This window comes from Burkholderia sp. LS-044 (genome assembly GCF_004803625.1).
In the GTDB taxonomy this organism is placed as follows: Bacteria; Pseudomonadota; Gammaproteobacteria; order Burkholderiales; family Burkholderiaceae; genus Burkholderia; species Burkholderia cepacia.
The window spans coordinates 1-14,319 of the sequence record NZ_SSWO01000026.1 but is presented as its reverse complement, the minus strand read 5'-3'; the positions used below and the strand labels follow the sequence as shown (position 1 = coordinate 14,319).

Below are 14,319 nucleotides of genomic sequence, written 5' to 3'. Positions count from 1 at the left end.
GGCGTCGATCTCAGGTTCGATTGTGTGTTTGTTGTCGTTCGGAATCAGTGAATCACGTGCAGTTCGTAGCGCGCGTCGGAGCGATCCTCGAGCGCGTCCCGCGTGCACAGGAACGCGTCCCAGCCGAGCCGCGAGCCCGCGCCGAGCACGCTCGCGCCGACCTCGGTGCGCTTGAGCACGAGCTTCACCTCGTATTCGAGCGTGACGCCGGCGAGCAGCGTCAGCATCCGCTCCAGTGCGATGGCCTGCGCGCCGCCGGGCAGGAACGCCTCGTAGTCGCGCTTGGACAGCGGGCCGACGACGATCCGCGCGCGCATGTCGCGCTGCCATACGCGTTCGCCGACGAGCGCCGTCGCGCCGAGCACCGCGTTGACCTCGCCGAGCACGCTCAGCTGGTCGGGCGGCACGTCGTACCACTTGCCGACGAACTGGTCGATCTTCACCGGCACGCGGAAATAGTCGGACAGCGTGCGCTGCAGGTATGCAGCCGACATCGGCCGGTGCCGCGCGGCCAGCGCATAACCGGCAACGGCCTCGTCGAGCACGCCGCCCACGCCGGCCGCGAGGCTGTCGCGCACTTCGTCGCTCGGCACGCCCGCGATCGCGAGCAGCAGCGGCAGGTAGCGCTCGTCGCGATCGAGCTCGTAATGGAACGGCAGCCGGTATTTCTTCCACGCGGCATAGAACAGCGCGGTCGCGCGGTTCGAGAACACGTCGAAGAATGCGCGCGCCGCGTGGTCGCGCTTCAGGTGCTCGCGCGCGATGATCTGCTCGGTGTAATGCAGCGGCAGCGCGCCCTGCCCGCCAAGCAGCCCGAAGAACGCGGGCGTCAGCTCGACGTGGCCGAGCTCACCGGCCGCGAGCGCGGCGCCGCGCTGCTCGTCCGTCTTCAGTTGCGTGCCGTCGCCGTCGAACGAGCGCGCGCCTTCGATCTCGCTCGGCGGAAAGCCGAGCGACAGCGTGTTGCGGAATTCGATGCGCTGCGCGACCACGTCGCCCTGCCGCCACGCGCCGGGCGCATCCGACGCCTGCCGCGCGAACAGCCCTTCGAGCACGCGCACGGCCTGGAAGAACTCGAAGCGGTGCGGTTCGTCGAGCAGTGCGTCGACTACGCCAGGATCGATTCGCCGGTCCGGGGCTTGCATCGGATGATCTCCTCGCCGGTGCGCTTCGACACGACGACTAGTTGAACGAAACTGTTGAGGTGAACGTACAGCCCGAAGAAGCTGTCGAGCACGCGCACGAACGAGGCCAGGCTCGCGCCGACGAAGTGCTCCTCGTCGATCGTCAGGCGGATCTCGATGCCGCGCACGAAGGTCGCGAACGGTTTGCCCGGCAGCCACTGCACGGCGCCGCGCTGCTCGACGCCGGCGAGGCCGTCGATCTGGCGCATCGACACGGCGGTGCGCCGCAGGTCGTACAGCGTCAGCATTTCCTTCAGCGGCGCGAGGCCGTGCGCGACCAGCGACACGTGATTGAGCGCGAGGTGCGACACGAGCCGCCAGTGCGCGGCGCGGCCGCGCTCGAAGCGTACGCTCTGCGTCGGGCGGCGCAGCATCGAGATGCCGCTCGTCTGCGCGCCGCCTTCCTGGAACAGGTCGCCGCCTTCGAGCCCGAACGCGAGCATGGCCGGCAGGTCGCGGTTCGTGCAGGTGAGGTCGAGGCTCAGCGTGTCGGTCTGCGGCGACGTCGGCTCGAAATCGATGTCGACGATCGAGATTTCGGTTTCATAGCCGGGGCTCTTCTGCGCGACCCAGTCGTTGCGGCGCGCGAACCAGTAATGGCCGATCCGCGCCGATTCGCCGTGATGCAGCGAGTAGAACGGCCGGAATTCGATCACCGATTCCTCGTGCGCCTGCTGCCTGACGAGCTTCACCAAATCGATCGAGTACACCTCGTATGCGAACGCGCGCCGCGCCTCGGCGATCACCGGGTAGGACACCGCGCGGTGCGTGATGCGGATCGGCTCGCCGTGCTGGCGGAACAGGTTGACGATCGGCGTGCAGAACAGCCGGAAGTGGCTCGCCGTCAGCAGCTCGAGCAGCCGCGCGACGTGCGAATCGCTGCGCACGTCCTGCAGCACGAGATGCAGTGTCGCCCGCTGGCAGCGTCCCGTCGCGCGCGCGATCGCCGCGATGTCGAAGTCGACGAAATCGAACTTGTCGGGGAACGCGAAGTATTCGGTGAGCAGGCGATACGCGGGATGCGATTTCGCCGGGTAGTCGATCAGCGCGTCGTCCTCGTCGAAGCCGGCGTGCGCGATCGGCAGCTTGCGCAACGCGGTCCAGCGACCGTTGCGTTCGGGCTCGACGTACGCGCCGAGCACGTTGACGAACAGGCAGTCGGTCAGCGCGGCGACGAACGACTGCTCGCCGTGCAGGTGCGCGCGCAGCGTCGGCAGCTTCAGCGCACCGAGATCGAGCTGCGCGGCGAGCGACTCGAACGTGATCGAGATCACGCCCGTCGCGTTCGACGGCAGCACCGTCGCGCTCGGCGCGAGCGCGACCGGCGTGTAGCGCGCTTCCGAGATGCGGATCGGCGCGAGCGTCACGTCATAGGCGGTGCGGAACCGGCACTGCACGCCGCGGATCGGGCGGCTCTTCAGCTCGGTACCGCGATCGATCACGACCGGCTCGGTCTGCTGGCCGGGCGAGGCCGGCGTGAACTGCGCGATCGAGCACGACGGGAACGGCCGCAGGTAGTGCGGATAGAGCACTTCCAGCAGCGCTTCGGTGAATTCGGGGTAGTCGTCGTCGAGCTTCTTGTTGATGCGCGCGCCGAGCAGCGCGAACGACTCGATCATCCGCTCGACGTGCGGATCCTCGCAATGCTCGCCGGACAGCGCGAGCCGCGCCGCGATCTTCGGATAGCGTTCGGCGAAATCTCGCGAATAGCGCCGCAAAAACGATAATTCGCGCTCGTAATACGGCAGCAATTCTTCCATCGACGACCCCGAACCTCAATATTTCCTGCCGGACCCTGAACCATCACCGGGCGGTCCGGCCCGCTCGGCGGCTTGATTTACTGCATTCTTGCGGCGCGTGCGCGCGTGACCGAATACTGCAGCGTCGACGGCTGCAGCATCGCGTCGAAACTCACCGGCTCCTCTGCCGGGTGCACGACGAGCAGCGCCTGGATCGCGAAATAGAGCGCGTTGGTGGCCTGCTCGTTCAGCTCGAACGTCACCTGCACCTGCTGCAGGCGCGGCTCGTGGCGCGCGATGGCCTGCTGGATCGACTTGCAGATGAACGCGCGGTCGTAGTGACTCGCCAGGCTCAGCCCTGCAAAATCGTTCAGCCCGTAGGTCAGCACCGACTTCTGGCACTCCGGCAGCGTGGCCAGCTCGTTCTCGGTGTGGGCGATACGGGTGTTGAGGATCGCCTCGACGTCGCGGGCGACCGTGTTCTTGAGCTCGTCCAGCGACAATTGCCGCATCGCTGCCGAGGCCGGCAGGTGCGGTTCGTCGTCGAACAGCTTGTCGAGAAAACTGGGTTCGAATCGTTTCATAAGGGCCTGTTTCCGCTAATAACGGGCTTGCGAACGTGTGTTGCCGGTCGTAGTGCAAGGAGTGAGGAGCGCCGTTTGGCCGAGCCAAACAAGCGACGAACGACGCCGCAATACGGCCGGCAACGCACGTTCCCCTGTTTGAAAAAATCATTCGTGGGGCTGGCCCCCAGAAGGGCCGATCGCCGCGTCACGCTCCTCGCGAATACGTCGAGTATTCGCTTCGTCGCAATCCTTGCGCTCGGCCCTTCTGGGGGCCAGCGCAAGCCCGTTATTAGCGGAAACAGGCCCTGATTCACAGCGAAAACGGCAACGGGACGCCGAGCGCCCCGTTGCCGCGACCGACCTTAGACCGCGTAGGTCTTGTCGTTCTTCGTCAGACTCCAGGCGCCTTGCGTGTTGCCGCCCTGGTTGCCGCCGATCTTCTGCTGGGTTTGCTTCCACTGCACGGCTGCGTACTTCAGCGAGAACGTCTCGAGCGGCAGACCTTCCTCGCGAACGCTCGGGGCGATGCTCGAGATGATCACGTACTTGAGCTTGACTTCCAGATACTGCACGCGCTTGCCTTCACCGTCAGCGCGCGAGAAATGAACCGTCACCTCGTCGAACGTGGTACCGCCCGAAGCGTGTTGGTACAGCAGCGGGCTCGACGAATCGATTTCCTTCGTGAAAATCATGTCGCCGTGCTCGCAACGCGTCATCGTGTGACCGCCAGCGGTCGATGCGGTTGCCGAACGCGGCTGAACGATCGAGTGATCCCACGATTTCAGTTCGATCCAGCCCTGGTGGTCCTTGTCCGCGGACTCGCCCTTCACCGCGGGACTACCAAACTGCAAGTGCATATGTAACATGGCCCTTCGACTCCCCAAAGAGGTGGTTTTAACGTCCTACCCAGGCGGCCCGCCCGGGCGATTTACTCGCTTATGAATTTGCCGGTTTGGGCAGATCAGCGACAAGTCGCAGAGAAATCGAGAGTTCGTCGAGCTGAAAGTGCGGGCGCAGGAACGCGACCGAACGATACGAGCCCGGCTTGCCCGGAATCTCCGACACTTGTATGGATGCCTCGCGCAGCGGGAATTGCGCCTTCTGTTCCTGCGACGCGTTGTCGTCGAGCAGGACGTACTGCGAAATCCACCGGTTGAGGAAAGTCTCCACGTTCTGCGCCGATGCGAAGCTGCCGATCTTGTCCCGCATCATCGCCTTCAGGTAGTGCGCAACGCGCGACACCGAGAAGATGTACTGAAGCTGGGCGGACAGGACGGCGTTCGCATTCGCGCTGTCGGTGCTGTATTTTTTCGGTTTCTGCACCGATTGCGCGGCGAAAAACGCAGCGTAATCCGAGTTCTTGCAATGAACGAGCGGAATGAAGCCGAGGTCGCTCAGTTCCTTTTCGCGGCGATCGGTGATCGCGATTTCGGTCGGGCACTTCAGCGCGACTTCACCGTCGTCGGTCTTGAACGTGTGGGTCGGCAGGTCCTCGACGAGGCCGCCGCCTTCGACGCCGCGGATCGCCGCGCACCAGCCGAAGTCGTCGAATGCGGCCGTCAGGCGCGCTGCGAACGCCCACGCGGCGTTGCACCACAGGTACTTGTCGTGGTCGGTGCCGTCGACGTCTTCGACGAAGTTGAAGTTCTCCGCGGTCTGGCCGTCCTTCGGATTGAACGGCAGGCGACCGAGGAAGCGCGGCAGCGTCAGGCCGACGTAGCGGGAATCTTCGGCGTCGCGGAACGACTTCCACTTCGCATATTCGACCGTATCGAACACCTTGCCGAGATCACGCGGCTTGCCGAGGTCGGAGAACGACTCGAGGCCGAGCAGCTCGGGCGACGCCGACGCGATGAACGGCGCATGCGCGGCCGCCGCGACGTGCGACATCTGCTCGATGAAGTACATGTCTTCCGGCTGGCGCGAGATCTCGTAATCGCCGATCAGCGCACCGAACGGCGAGCCGCCGAACGTGCCGAATTCCTCTTCGTAGACCTTCTTGAACAGCGCGCTCTGGTCGAATTCGCTCGCGCCCTTGAAGTCGCGCACGAGGTCGCGCTTCGGAGCGTGCAGCGCCTTGATCTTGATCGTCTGGCCGGTGTTGCTTTCCTTGACCAGATAGTCCATCCCGCGCCACGTGCTTTCGAGGCGCTGGAATTCCGGTGCGTGCATCACCGCGGAAAGCTGCGTGGAAATCAGGCGGTCGAGTTCCGCGACGCGCGCGTCGATCGTGGCCGACAGGTTGTCCGACACGATCACCGTGCCGTCGAGCACCTGGTGCACGAGTTCGCCGATCAGGTCCTTCGCACGCGCATGCTCGGAATCGGATTTCGCGACCTTGCTCTTCTCGACGATGTCGTCGAGCAGCGAAGTCCCGGCGGCGTATTCCGCGCCGCTCGCTTGGGCCGCAGCCGTTTGCTGGTTCATCTCAACACTCCGTCGTCATTCGCCGTCTTTGTCGCCGCCGGTGCCCTTCGCGAGCTCCTGCAGCTGCTGCGTGTTCTTCAGCACCTCGGACAGCAGATCCTCGAGCTTGTCGTTGCCGGCGAGCTTGTTGCGCAGGTCGGCGAGCTTCGAGCGCGCCTCGAGCAGGCGGCGCAGCGGCTCGACCTGTTCGACGACTTCGTCCGGGCTGAAATCCGACAGCGAACGGAACTTCAGGTCGACCGCGAACTTGCCGCCACCTTCGCTCAGGCGGTTTTCCACCTGGAACGCGGCACGCGGCTCGATCGCCTTCATCACGTCGTCGAAATTGTCGCGATCGATGTTGACGAACTTGCGGTCGCGCAGCTTCGGCTGCTCGATTTCGGACTGGCCCGCCAGATCGCCGACGACCCCGACGACGAACGGCAGTTCCTTCACCTCGATCGCATCGCCCTTCTCGACCTCGTAGGTCAATTGGACGCGCGGCGGCCGTATTTTCTGCAAGCTTTTCTGAATGCTTTCTTTCTTGGCCATCTCGACGGCTCCCAGGTTAGTTGTGGTTATCGCGTCAGTTACGGTCAGTTGCGCAGGGCGCCGAACGGATCGCCGCCCTTCGGCGCTCCGCCGCCCGACGACGTGTTCGTCGGCGGCACCGTAGCGGTGGTTTCCGCACCCTGCGTCGTGACTTTCTTGTGCACGACCGTGCGGGTCTTCTTGGTTCGGCCACTGGCGCGGGGATTCGTCTCCGGCGGGAACAGCGCCGATTCGCCCAGCGTGTCGCGCAGTTGCTTCGCGAGCGCCTGCGCATCGGACTTCGCGTCGCCCGCGAGCGACGAATCCTGACGCAGCTCGCCGAGCGACTGCGTCGCGATCCGCAGGCCGGCCACGGCCAGCACGCTCTTTGCCTGACGGTCGGTCGCGTCGCGCTGCAGCGCTTCCTGCGCGGCAACGATTGCCTGACCGTAGTGGTTCTGTGCGAACTGGATTTGCGCGATGCGCGACCACGGCTCCTCGCGCGTCGGATCCGACTTCGCGAGCTGCTGATACAGGCCGAGGGCCTTGTCCTGGTCCCCCGCCTTCGCAACTGCGTCCGCATCGGCCAGCGACTTGTTGAACACCTCTGCAGTCGGCGGCGCGGGAGGCTGGCTCGCACAACCGGCGATCACGCCGCAAGCCACTACTACCCCAGACAGTTTTGCGAAGAGACGGTCTTTCATCGTTATATCCACCGGCGCGTGAGTTTTAAATCGTTGAGAATCTGGTTCTTTTGCTTTGCAAGAAGCGCGCGGGTATAGTACCGATCAATTTTTCATAATTCAATCGTCGTGTGAAGAGTAATTCCTTTTAAAACCGGGCGCTACCCCCTCCAATGGCCGCTCGCCGCGGGCTCGCAGCGATTTTTCTTTCGGCCGGAATGGGCAAGTTTTACTGGTTGCACGACACGCCGCCGGGGTGGCGGAAAAAATTTCCGGACGCTCGCCACGACGCGGGCGTGCTTAATAGTTGAACAGTGCAATGCCGGGGATACGCAACGAGCGCGGAAATACCCGGCAGATTTGACAGGGATAAAGGCAGCACGCCGGAAATACGATGAGATCGTTGATGATTCGCTACGCGCTGCCGCTGGTTGCCTGCGCCCTTCTGGCCGGATGCGCGGCCGCCCCGCTGCTCGGCTCGGCCGCGAGCGCCGTGATGTCCGCGGCCGGCATCGGCAAGCCCGAGGTGCCCGACGCGCAGAAGCCGCCGCGCAGCCTCGGCATCACGCTCGCCGCAGCGCCGAACCTGAATGCCGCGACCGACAACAAGCCGCTCGCGCTCGTCGTGCGGCTCTATACGCTGAAGGACCCGACGTCGTTCCAGCAGGCGCCGTTCGACGCATTTACGGATCCGACCAAGGAAAAAGCCGCGCTGGGCGCGGATTTGCTGAACGTGCGTGAAATCACGCTGATTCCGGGCCAGCGCTATACGGCGACCGAAAAGGTTTCGCGCGAAGCACAAGCGTTCGGCATCGTCGCGCTGTTCCGCGATCCCGCACTACAACGATGGAAACTGACGTTCGACCCGGTGAAGTCGGAGAAATCCGGCATAATCATCGGCCTGCATAATTGCGCGATGACGGTCACCGATGGCACCGTCATCGCACCGCAACAGGGTGCGCCTTCGCAACCGCTGAATTTGCTTTCTTCGGTCTCCTGCGGTTAAACATGACGCACGAATGTCAATTAACAAGAGTTAACAATTGGCGATTTAATTCGGGCACGAACGAATCGATTACATCGCAACGCGACATTAACCGGATTTGACATGAGTTATTCGGCCAAGGTGCTGTGGGGGGAAGGGCTGTTCCTCCGGCCTCAACACTTTCAGCGACAGGACGCGTACCACGAAGCGCGCCTGTTCGAATCGATCCAGGCGATCCAGCCGTACAACTGGGGCGTGCGCTCGGTGCGCATCGACCGCGACGCACTCGGCAGCAACGTGCTGCGGGTGGCCGAGCTCGCGCTCGTGTTCCCGGACGGCGCGCTGTATGCCGCACCGCAGGCCGACGACCTGCCGCCGCCGATCGCGCTGGACACGCTGCCTGACGGCATCAACGAATTCGTGTTCTATCTCGCGCTGCACCCGCTGCGCGAGAACGGCACCAACTACAGCGACGATCCGGCCGCCGGCTTCATGACGCGTTTCGTCAGCGAGCAGACCAGCGTCGGCGACAACTTCACCGACGCAGCCGAAGCCGACATCACGTTCCTGAAGACGCAGGTCAAGCTGATCGCGCACAGCGAACCGCGCGACCAGCTGCTGTCGGTGCCGCTCGTACGCGTGCGCCGCACCGCGACGTCCGGTTTCGAGATCGACGACAGCTTCGTGCCGCCGTGCCTCGCGATCGACGCATCGCCGATCCTGCACCAGCGGCTGCGCCAGCTCGTCGATGCGCTGCAGGCGAAGGTGAACGCGCTGTACGGCTTTCACCGCGAGCCGTCGAAGAACATCATCGAATTCCGCTCGGGCGACATCGCGTCGTTCTGGCTGCTGCACACCGCGAACGCCGCGTTCGCGACGCTCGCGCACCTGCACCAGCACTCGGCGCTGCATCCCGAGCGGCTGTTCCAGGAACTGCTGCGCCTCGCGGGCCAGCTGATGACGTTCTCGAAGGGCTACACGCTCGCGGACCTGCCGGTGTACCGCCACGACGATCCGGGCCCGAGCTTTGCGCGTCTCGACCTGATGCTGCGCGAGCTGCTCGACACCGTGATCTCGACGCGCTACTTCGCGATCACGCTCGACGAGGTGCGCCCGTCGTTCCACCTCGGCCGCCTCGATTCCGGCAAGATCGACGACAAGACCGAGTTCTACCTCGCGGTGTCCGCGGACATGCCGAGCGTCGAGCTCGTCGATGCGGTGCCGGCCCGCTTCAAGGTCGGCGCACCCGACGACGTCGACAAGCTCGTGCTGTCGGCCATGCCCGGCGTGCGACTGTCGTACACGCCGCAGGTGCCGCCCGCGATTCCGGTGCGCCCCGGCGCCTGCTACTTCGCGCTCGATTCGCGCGGCGCGCTGTACGAGCGCATGCTGCAGGCCCAGTCCGCGATGATCTACGCGCCGACTGGCATCAATGACCTGAAGTTCGAACTGATCGCGGTCACATCATGAGCTACGCGCCTTCCCTGTTCGGCGACAACGCGCCGCCTCCCCTGCATACCCCGGCGTCGACGGACGCCTCGTTCCAGGCCCGTTCGCTGCTCGACCTGCTGTACGACGGGTTCTTCATGCTGTTCCTGCTCAAGAACGGGCGGGAACCGGATAGCGCGAGCGAGTTCAGCACGCGGATCCAGGAATTCCTGTCGGACTTCGAGCGCGGCGCGAAAAAGCTGAATATCGCGGCCGAGGATGTGTACGGCGCGAAGTTCGCGTTCTGCGCGGCCATCGACGAGATGGTGCTGTCGTCGCAGTTCAAGATCCGCACGGACTGGGAACGCCGGCCGCTGCAGCTCGTGCTGTTCGGCGAGCAGCTCGCGGGGGAGAAGTTCTTCCAGTATCTCGAGGAAGGTCGCGCGCAGGGTGCGGCGCGGCTGCAGTCGCTCGAGGTGTTTCATATGTGCCTGCTGCTCGGGTTCCAGGGCAAGTATCTGCTCGAAGGGCCGGAGAAGCTGGCTTACCTCACCGCGCGGCTGGGGGACGAGATCGCGCATATGAAGGGCAAGCGGGCGCCGTTCGCGCCGCATTGGCCGTTGCCGGATCAGATCGCGCATCGACTCAAACGCGAAGTGCCGGTGTGGGCGATCGGGGCGGTTTTTGCGCTGGTGGCGCTGCTCGGGTATCTCGGGCTCAATACGTATCTGAAGGACAAGACGCTGCAGGCGTTGGCGCCTTATTCGCAGGTCATCAAGGTCGGGCCGGAATCGGCCAATTTGACGATTTCGTTGCCTTGAGGGGCGGAGGTTTCTCGGCCTCGCTTCACGATGAGAAAGGACCGCCCCGGCGGTCCTTTTTTGTTGCGACGTCCCATTCGTCGTGCTCGCGGCTACTCGCCGTTCGAATCCAGATCGAGGAAGTCGTCGTGGCGATCGAAGTGGTCGAGACAGCGGACGAGGTCGTCGATCGACGCGCCCGGTTTCTGACGACAGGCCAGATCGACGACGTCCTGGAAGTGCTCGCACGAGTAGCGGAATACGTAACCGAGCTCAGTGACACGTTCGGGGTAGCGCTCGCGATCCTCGTCGTCGACCTGTACCTTGTCGGCGATATAGATCGTCTGCCGCGGGCACCAGTCTGCATCGCCGTCATTTCCGTACACATCGTATTGCCACGCCGGATCGTAGCCCTCCGGTCGTTCGGCCTTCGCTCGCACAACCGCGATGAAGTCGGCAAGCGTGAACGTCCTGTTCTTGAAATCTTCCGGGCCGCGAATCTGCAATCCGATGCGCTCGCATTCGATACGCGCCAGCAATCGTTCGGCCCTGTCACGCTCGCACGCCAGCAGGCCGGCATCGAGGTCTCGTGCCGCCGCAAGCGCCCGCTCCAGGAACGGACGCGCCGATCCACTGCGTGACGTCTCGCACATCAGATCGCCCAGCGCGACGAGCGACTGGGCGAGTGCAACGCGATCGCCCTCCTGCTCGGCCTCGGTCAGCGCAAGATGCAGCACGGCTTCGCCTCGATCCGTCATGCCATGATCGAGCAGCATCAGCGCCTTGCGAAAGGTCTGCCGCGCACTCATCGCGACGCCTCGTTGCCGGGCAAATCCATCCAGACGTCTTCGTAGCCGGCGTCGTCGATGATGAAACGCGCGCCGGGCGGCAGCATCAAATAGGGCAAGACGAGCGGCAGGTAGGTGGGCAGATGTGCGGCGTGCAGCGGCTGGTAAAAATCGGGTGCGTCCGAATATTCACCGCAGTGGAAAAACCAGCCGATGTCATCGCCTTCCGACAGCGCGATGCGCGTGCCATAGACAGGCATCCGCCCGAGCGTCGATATCGCGACCGCAACCTTGTGCTCGGGTTCGGCAGCGCGCAGAGCGTATCGCGCACACACGGCCTCCTGGCGTTCACGCCACTCGGCCGGATCGTTCGTCAGGTTCATTTCCCGCCCCCTCCATGGCGCCCCGCTTCGACAGAAAGGCCGTGAAACTGTCGGATACCGGCGTCGTCTCGCCCGTCTCGTGCGACCAAAGGACGACGGCCGGCTCGCACGATGCCGCTGTCCGGTCGTAGTCGAAGCAGTAGTAGTCACCTGTCCCGAACTCGGCAAACGGCAACAAGTGCGAGAAATCGGCATCCGTATGGTCGAAATTGTCTCGCCACGCGCGCCAGCCTTCGTCGTAGCGCCGCACGATCGAATTCCACGTCCTGCGCGGATTGCGCGCATCGAAGACGGGGAACACGGGCAGTCCGCCGAGCGACCGGCCGTTGTTGAGAAGCAGCCATGCGGCGAACGAACGCGGCAACGCGCGGCCGAGCAATGCTTCGGCCGCTTCGATTTCGGCCACGGTCGTGCCGATGGTCGGCGTGGGGGGCATCGGTTGATCTTCCTGTCGGTATCCCCGACATACACGGGTTCGATTTTGCACCGTCACGACTCGAGCCACCAGTCGAGCAGCGTTTCGTCGTCCGGATCCTCGAAGTTCCGGTAGATGTTCGCGTAGTACCAGGCAAGGCCGGTTCTTGCCGTGAAGCCGTCGAAGACGGTACGGATTCGCTCGCCTCCCGCACCGGACGGCACCGATAACGCGAGCGAGCCGCCGTAACGACCGTCGAGCGTACCGCTCAGTTCGGATTCGACCTCGCTCGCAAGCCGGTCGATTTCGCGATCCGGAATCGCGTCGCCATAGATCTGGATGCAGTAGCTTCCGCCGCGCTTCAGTACCGTGGCAGGACGATCGGGGTCATCCATGCGGACAAGATCGCCTTTCGCGAGATTCAGCGCAAGGCCAGGCGATGCCAGCAATTCGTAGATGCCCGGCTCGACCTGGCGCGCGGGAAGTTCTTCATGAACCGGTGCATCTCCGGAGCTACCTGCGTAGACGTGGATCAGGTCGTCATCCTGGTCGGGGTCAAGCATTTCGTTCTCGCCGTAAGTAAGACCGTGTTTCAGTCAATCACTTGTGTCACCCGGGGCTGCCTGCGGATTGGCCTGCGCATTGCTTGAGACTGCTCGCCCGCACTCACCCGCCGACCATCTCCAGGAACACCACCGCTTCCGCATCGGGCAGCGCCTCGCTTATCCGCGCCCGGACTTCAGCAAGGAATGCCGGGCGGATTTCATACGTGTCGTCGACGATGTCGCGTGAGTACCTTCCAACGTACAACTCGCACCAGATACGCAGCGCGTGGGCAAAGTGCGTGAGGGATGACGCAACGCGCAATGGTGCCCAGGAGCCCGCGCCGTGGCGGTCGAACAGCACATCGCCTCCCGGGACGACGATAACGGGATCGCCGCCCATCTGACCCAGCACGATCCAGTCGTCGTGCCATCCGGACAGACGCCGGCCAGATGCGTCGACACGATAGCCGGTCTGGCCAAGCGCGAGACTCGCCTGGTTGCCGTACAACAGGAGGTCGTCAGCGGTCCAGGGAATCGACAGATCGACATCGTCGAGTGCGCTGAACCACGCAGCAATTTCATCGCTCACGGAGAGGGAGCTCGTGGGTGTTGCATGGTCGGGCGCAGGTGCGCCGATGCTTGCGTGCACGCCCACCGTGTCGCGAATTTCGACGATGAACTGCTTCAGATCCCGATTGTGCATCGTGCCTCCCGGCGACATGGCGCCTTGTCGAATCGCTTGCGAACGATACCGGTCTCGGGTCTCTCTGTCAGCCGCATGCCGACACTTGAATTCACCGAAATCGTCGATGGAGTCATCGGTCGCTAAACGACTTGCGACCTTCGCATCCCGGACAACGTAATGCGCCGCGGGATTGCCGAGATAGACAGTGCCAAAAATGCATCCTCCTCGAGAAATCGAACGAGCGGATTGGCTGCAATCAGGGTGTCCCGCCAGGATTTCATGATGACGTGTGGCAAACCAGGTCGTCAGAACAGGATGAATTCATCGTTCTCTACGTAAAAGACGAATGCGTCGAGCAACTGCGAAACGCTCGGTTCGTCGATTTGGTCGTGGGCGTTGATCACGATATCTTCGATCGTCGCACTATTCAGCGTGACGCTCCAGCCGGGTTGCAGCGCGATCGAGGACGATGCATCGTCTTCGGCATGTTGCGCGTCTGCCGAGAATGCGCCCTCTGTATCGAGCGTCCACGGCTTCGGCGGTAGATAGAGCCAGCCAGAGAAGTCGCCGGGCGTTTCGAGGATCTGCTTCAGGCTGACTACGGTCGTCAGGTCGGTTGTTGCGAGCATGGGTGATAGGGATAGGAGGGACGTTTGGCGGTGCGGATGGCACGGCGTCGTGACATGCACGTGCGATATCGTCGGTGGATTCACGTGAGCGCTGCAAAACGCGTACGTTGTTCGTCGGCATCACGGAATCGGACATCAGCGCTCGCGCACGATACCGCAAAAGGTCGTGATTATGCCAATGAAGCGAGGGGCGAAACCTGCCACCATTTTTTTGCCGGGGCGCAGCTTATCCGATCTTTTGTGTGAGGCATAAACCGAGAGCCAAGGAACCACTTTTATGCCACGCAAACGCAAGGAGGAAGTGACGATTGAGCCGGGCACGACGGCTTGAACCTTGACCCGGCACTGATCAAGCAACTGGTGCCCGGGAGGCTGAACTGGTCGACGATCAACGAACAGCTTGCAGCAGGCCAGCCAATCCGCGTGAACCTGTCCGCATTTTTGTGGGCGAGGCGGTTGAACAGCGCCTTATCCGCGCGCCTGCGTGAATCGCTCGCCAAACAGGATAGCAAACTGGTTCATCGCTGATTTCCAGTCGAAGGCGGCCCGCAC

General features: G+C 63.5%; 16 protein-coding genes and 1 pseudogene. 4 read left to right on the top strand and 13 right to left on the bottom strand.

What is annotated here, in order from left to right:
- Positions 1 to 44: 44 nt before the first annotated feature.
- From tssG to E9536_RS38065, 7 genes are all read right to left on the bottom strand, one after another.
- Positions 45 to 1,145 carry a type VI secretion system baseplate subunit TssG gene (gene tssG, locus E9536_RS38095; RefSeq protein ID WP_048023630.1) on the bottom strand — a complete coding sequence of 367 codons (1,101 nt, stop codon included), beginning with the start codon at positions 1,143 to 1,145 and terminating at the stop codon, positions 45 to 47.
- Positions 1,109 to 2,944 (bottom strand): type VI secretion system baseplate subunit TssF, encoded by a 1,836-nt coding sequence (gene tssF, locus E9536_RS38090; RefSeq protein WP_136472739.1) that lies wholly within the window; start codon positions 2,942 to 2,944, stop codon positions 1,109 to 1,111. The genes tssG and tssF overlap by 37 nt, the downstream gene beginning before the upstream one ends.
- Positions 2,945 to 3,021: 77 nt before the next feature.
- The gene (tssE, locus tag E9536_RS38085; protein ID WP_021161818.1) at positions 3,022 to 3,507 is read right to left on the bottom strand and encodes a type VI secretion system baseplate subunit TssE; all 486 of its coding nucleotides are present in this window, start codon (positions 3,505 to 3,507) and stop codon (positions 3,022 to 3,024) included.
- Positions 3,508 to 3,851: 344 nt separating this feature from the next.
- On the bottom strand, positions 3,852 to 4,355 hold the full coding sequence (locus E9536_RS38080; RefSeq protein ID WP_006477093.1) for a type VI secretion system tube protein Hcp: 504 nt from the start codon (positions 4,353 to 4,355) through the stop codon (positions 3,852 to 3,854).
- Between the two features lie 70 nt (positions 4,356 to 4,425).
- Positions 4,426 to 5,916, bottom strand: coding sequence for a type VI secretion system contractile sheath large subunit (gene tssC, locus E9536_RS38075; protein WP_006477094.1), 1,491 nt, complete (start codon positions 5,914 to 5,916; stop codon positions 4,426 to 4,428).
- A 15-nt stretch (positions 5,917 to 5,931) separates the two neighbouring features.
- On the bottom strand, positions 5,932 to 6,447 hold the full coding sequence (gene tssB / locus E9536_RS38070) for a type VI secretion system contractile sheath small subunit (protein WP_027788514.1): 516 nt from the start codon (positions 6,445 to 6,447) through the stop codon (positions 5,932 to 5,934).
- Between the two features lie 44 nt (positions 6,448 to 6,491).
- Positions 6,492 to 7,130, bottom strand: a complete 639-nt coding sequence (locus E9536_RS38065) for a tetratricopeptide repeat protein (RefSeq protein WP_060194599.1) — start codon at positions 7,128 to 7,130, stop codon at positions 6,492 to 6,494.
- A 373-nt stretch (positions 7,131 to 7,503) separates the two neighbouring features.
- Here E9536_RS38065 and tssJ point away from each other — a divergent pair, with 373 nt between their 5' ends.
- From tssJ to icmH, 3 genes are all read left to right on the top strand, one after another.
- On the top strand, positions 7,504 to 8,115 hold the full coding sequence (tssJ, locus tag E9536_RS38060; RefSeq protein WP_027788516.1) for a type VI secretion system lipoprotein TssJ: 612 nt from the start codon (positions 7,504 to 7,506) through the stop codon (positions 8,113 to 8,115).
- Positions 8,116 to 8,217: 102 nt separating this feature from the next.
- Positions 8,218 to 9,564, top strand: a complete 1,347-nt coding sequence (gene tssK / locus E9536_RS38055) for a type VI secretion system baseplate subunit TssK (protein ID WP_011350756.1) — start codon at positions 8,218 to 8,220, stop codon at positions 9,562 to 9,564.
- Positions 9,561 to 10,343 carry a type IVB secretion system protein IcmH/DotU gene (gene icmH, locus E9536_RS38050; RefSeq protein WP_027788517.1) on the top strand — a complete coding sequence of 261 codons (783 nt, stop codon included), beginning with the start codon at positions 9,561 to 9,563 and terminating at the stop codon, positions 10,341 to 10,343. The genes tssK and icmH overlap by 4 nt, the downstream gene beginning before the upstream one ends.
- 92 nt (positions 10,344 to 10,435) lie before the next feature.
- Here the strand turns inward: icmH and E9536_RS38045 are convergent, their stop codons facing one another.
- The 6 genes from E9536_RS38045 to E9536_RS38020 form a co-directional block, all read right to left on the bottom strand.
- Positions 10,436 to 11,131 carry a hypothetical protein gene (locus tag E9536_RS38045; RefSeq protein WP_060194600.1) on the bottom strand — a complete coding sequence of 232 codons (696 nt, stop codon included), beginning with the start codon at positions 11,129 to 11,131 and terminating at the stop codon, positions 10,436 to 10,438.
- The gene (locus tag E9536_RS38040) at positions 11,128 to 11,493 is read right to left on the bottom strand and encodes a hypothetical protein (protein ID WP_060082856.1); all 366 of its coding nucleotides are present in this window, start codon (positions 11,491 to 11,493) and stop codon (positions 11,128 to 11,130) included. Before E9536_RS38040 ends, E9536_RS38045 begins: the two co-directional genes overlap by 4 nt.
- Positions 11,459 to 11,986: an SMI1/KNR4 family protein gene (locus E9536_RS38035; protein WP_196488648.1), complete on the bottom strand. Its 528-nt coding sequence runs from the start codon at positions 11,984 to 11,986 to the stop codon at positions 11,459 to 11,461. The genes E9536_RS38040 and E9536_RS38035 overlap by 35 nt, the downstream gene beginning before the upstream one ends.
- Complete coding sequence (locus E9536_RS38030) at positions 11,983 to 12,471, bottom strand: DUF4265 domain-containing protein (RefSeq protein WP_136472737.1); 489 nt, start codon at positions 12,469 to 12,471, stop codon at positions 11,983 to 11,985. Before E9536_RS38030 ends, E9536_RS38035 begins: the two co-directional genes overlap by 4 nt.
- A gap of 103 nt (positions 12,472 to 12,574) precedes the next feature.
- On the bottom strand, positions 12,575 to 13,156 hold the full coding sequence (locus tag E9536_RS38025; RefSeq protein ID WP_124536114.1) for an SUKH-4 family immunity protein: 582 nt from the start codon (positions 13,154 to 13,156) through the stop codon (positions 12,575 to 12,577).
- Positions 13,157 to 13,443: 287 nt separating this feature from the next.
- Positions 13,444 to 13,767 (bottom strand): hypothetical protein, encoded by a 324-nt coding sequence (locus E9536_RS38020; RefSeq protein WP_060359910.1) that lies wholly within the window; start codon positions 13,765 to 13,767, stop codon positions 13,444 to 13,446.
- Between the two features lie 277 nt (positions 13,768 to 14,044).
- On the opposite strand from E9536_RS38020, the pseudogene E9536_RS38015 reads away from it, so the two are divergent.
- Positions 14,045 to 14,175, top strand: a pseudogene (locus E9536_RS38015) (IS256 family transposase); the annotation flags it as partial.
- Between the last annotated feature and the right edge of the window lie 144 nt (positions 14,176 to 14,319).

Bases quoted from the DNA above. Each gene is read 5' to 3' on its own strand.
- tssG (WP_048023630.1), bottom strand. From the start codon at position 1,145: ATGCAAGCCCCGGACCGGCGAATCGATCCTGGCGTAGTCGACGCACTG.
- tssF (WP_136472739.1), bottom strand. From the start codon at position 2,944: ATGGAAGAATTGCTGCCGTATTACGAGCGCGAATTATCGTTTTTGCGG.
- tssE (WP_021161818.1), bottom strand. From the start codon at position 3,507: ATGAAACGATTCGAACCCAGTTTTCTCGACAAGCTGTTCGACGACGAA.
- E9536_RS38080 (WP_006477093.1), bottom strand. From the start codon at position 4,355: ATGTTACATATGCACTTGCAGTTTGGTAGTCCCGCGGTGAAGGGCGAG.
- tssC (WP_006477094.1), bottom strand. From the start codon at position 5,916: ATGAACCAGCAAACGGCTGCGGCCCAAGCGAGCGGCGCGGAATACGCC.
- tssB (WP_027788514.1), bottom strand. From the start codon at position 6,447: ATGGCCAAGAAAGAAAGCATTCAGAAAAGCTTGCAGAAAATACGGCCG.
- E9536_RS38065 (WP_060194599.1), bottom strand. From the start codon at position 7,130: ATGAAAGACCGTCTCTTCGCAAAACTGTCTGGGGTAGTAGTGGCTTGC.
- tssJ (WP_027788516.1), top strand. From the start codon at position 7,504: ATGAGATCGTTGATGATTCGCTACGCGCTGCCGCTGGTTGCCTGCGCC.
- tssK (WP_011350756.1), top strand. From the start codon at position 8,218: ATGAGTTATTCGGCCAAGGTGCTGTGGGGGGAAGGGCTGTTCCTCCGG.
- icmH (WP_027788517.1), top strand. From the start codon at position 9,561: ATGAGCTACGCGCCTTCCCTGTTCGGCGACAACGCGCCGCCTCCCCTG.
- E9536_RS38045 (WP_060194600.1), bottom strand. From the start codon at position 11,131: ATGAGTGCGCGGCAGACCTTTCGCAAGGCGCTGATGCTGCTCGATCAT.
- E9536_RS38040 (WP_060082856.1), bottom strand. From the start codon at position 11,493: ATGAACCTGACGAACGATCCGGCCGAGTGGCGTGAACGCCAGGAGGCC.
- E9536_RS38030 (WP_136472737.1), bottom strand. From the start codon at position 12,471: ATGCTTGACCCCGACCAGGATGACGACCTGATCCACGTCTACGCAGGT.
- E9536_RS38025 (WP_124536114.1), bottom strand. From the start codon at position 13,156: ATGCACAATCGGGATCTGAAGCAGTTCATCGTCGAAATTCGCGACACG.
- E9536_RS38020 (WP_060359910.1), bottom strand. From the start codon at position 13,767: ATGCTCGCAACAACCGACCTGACGACCGTAGTCAGCCTGAAGCAGATC.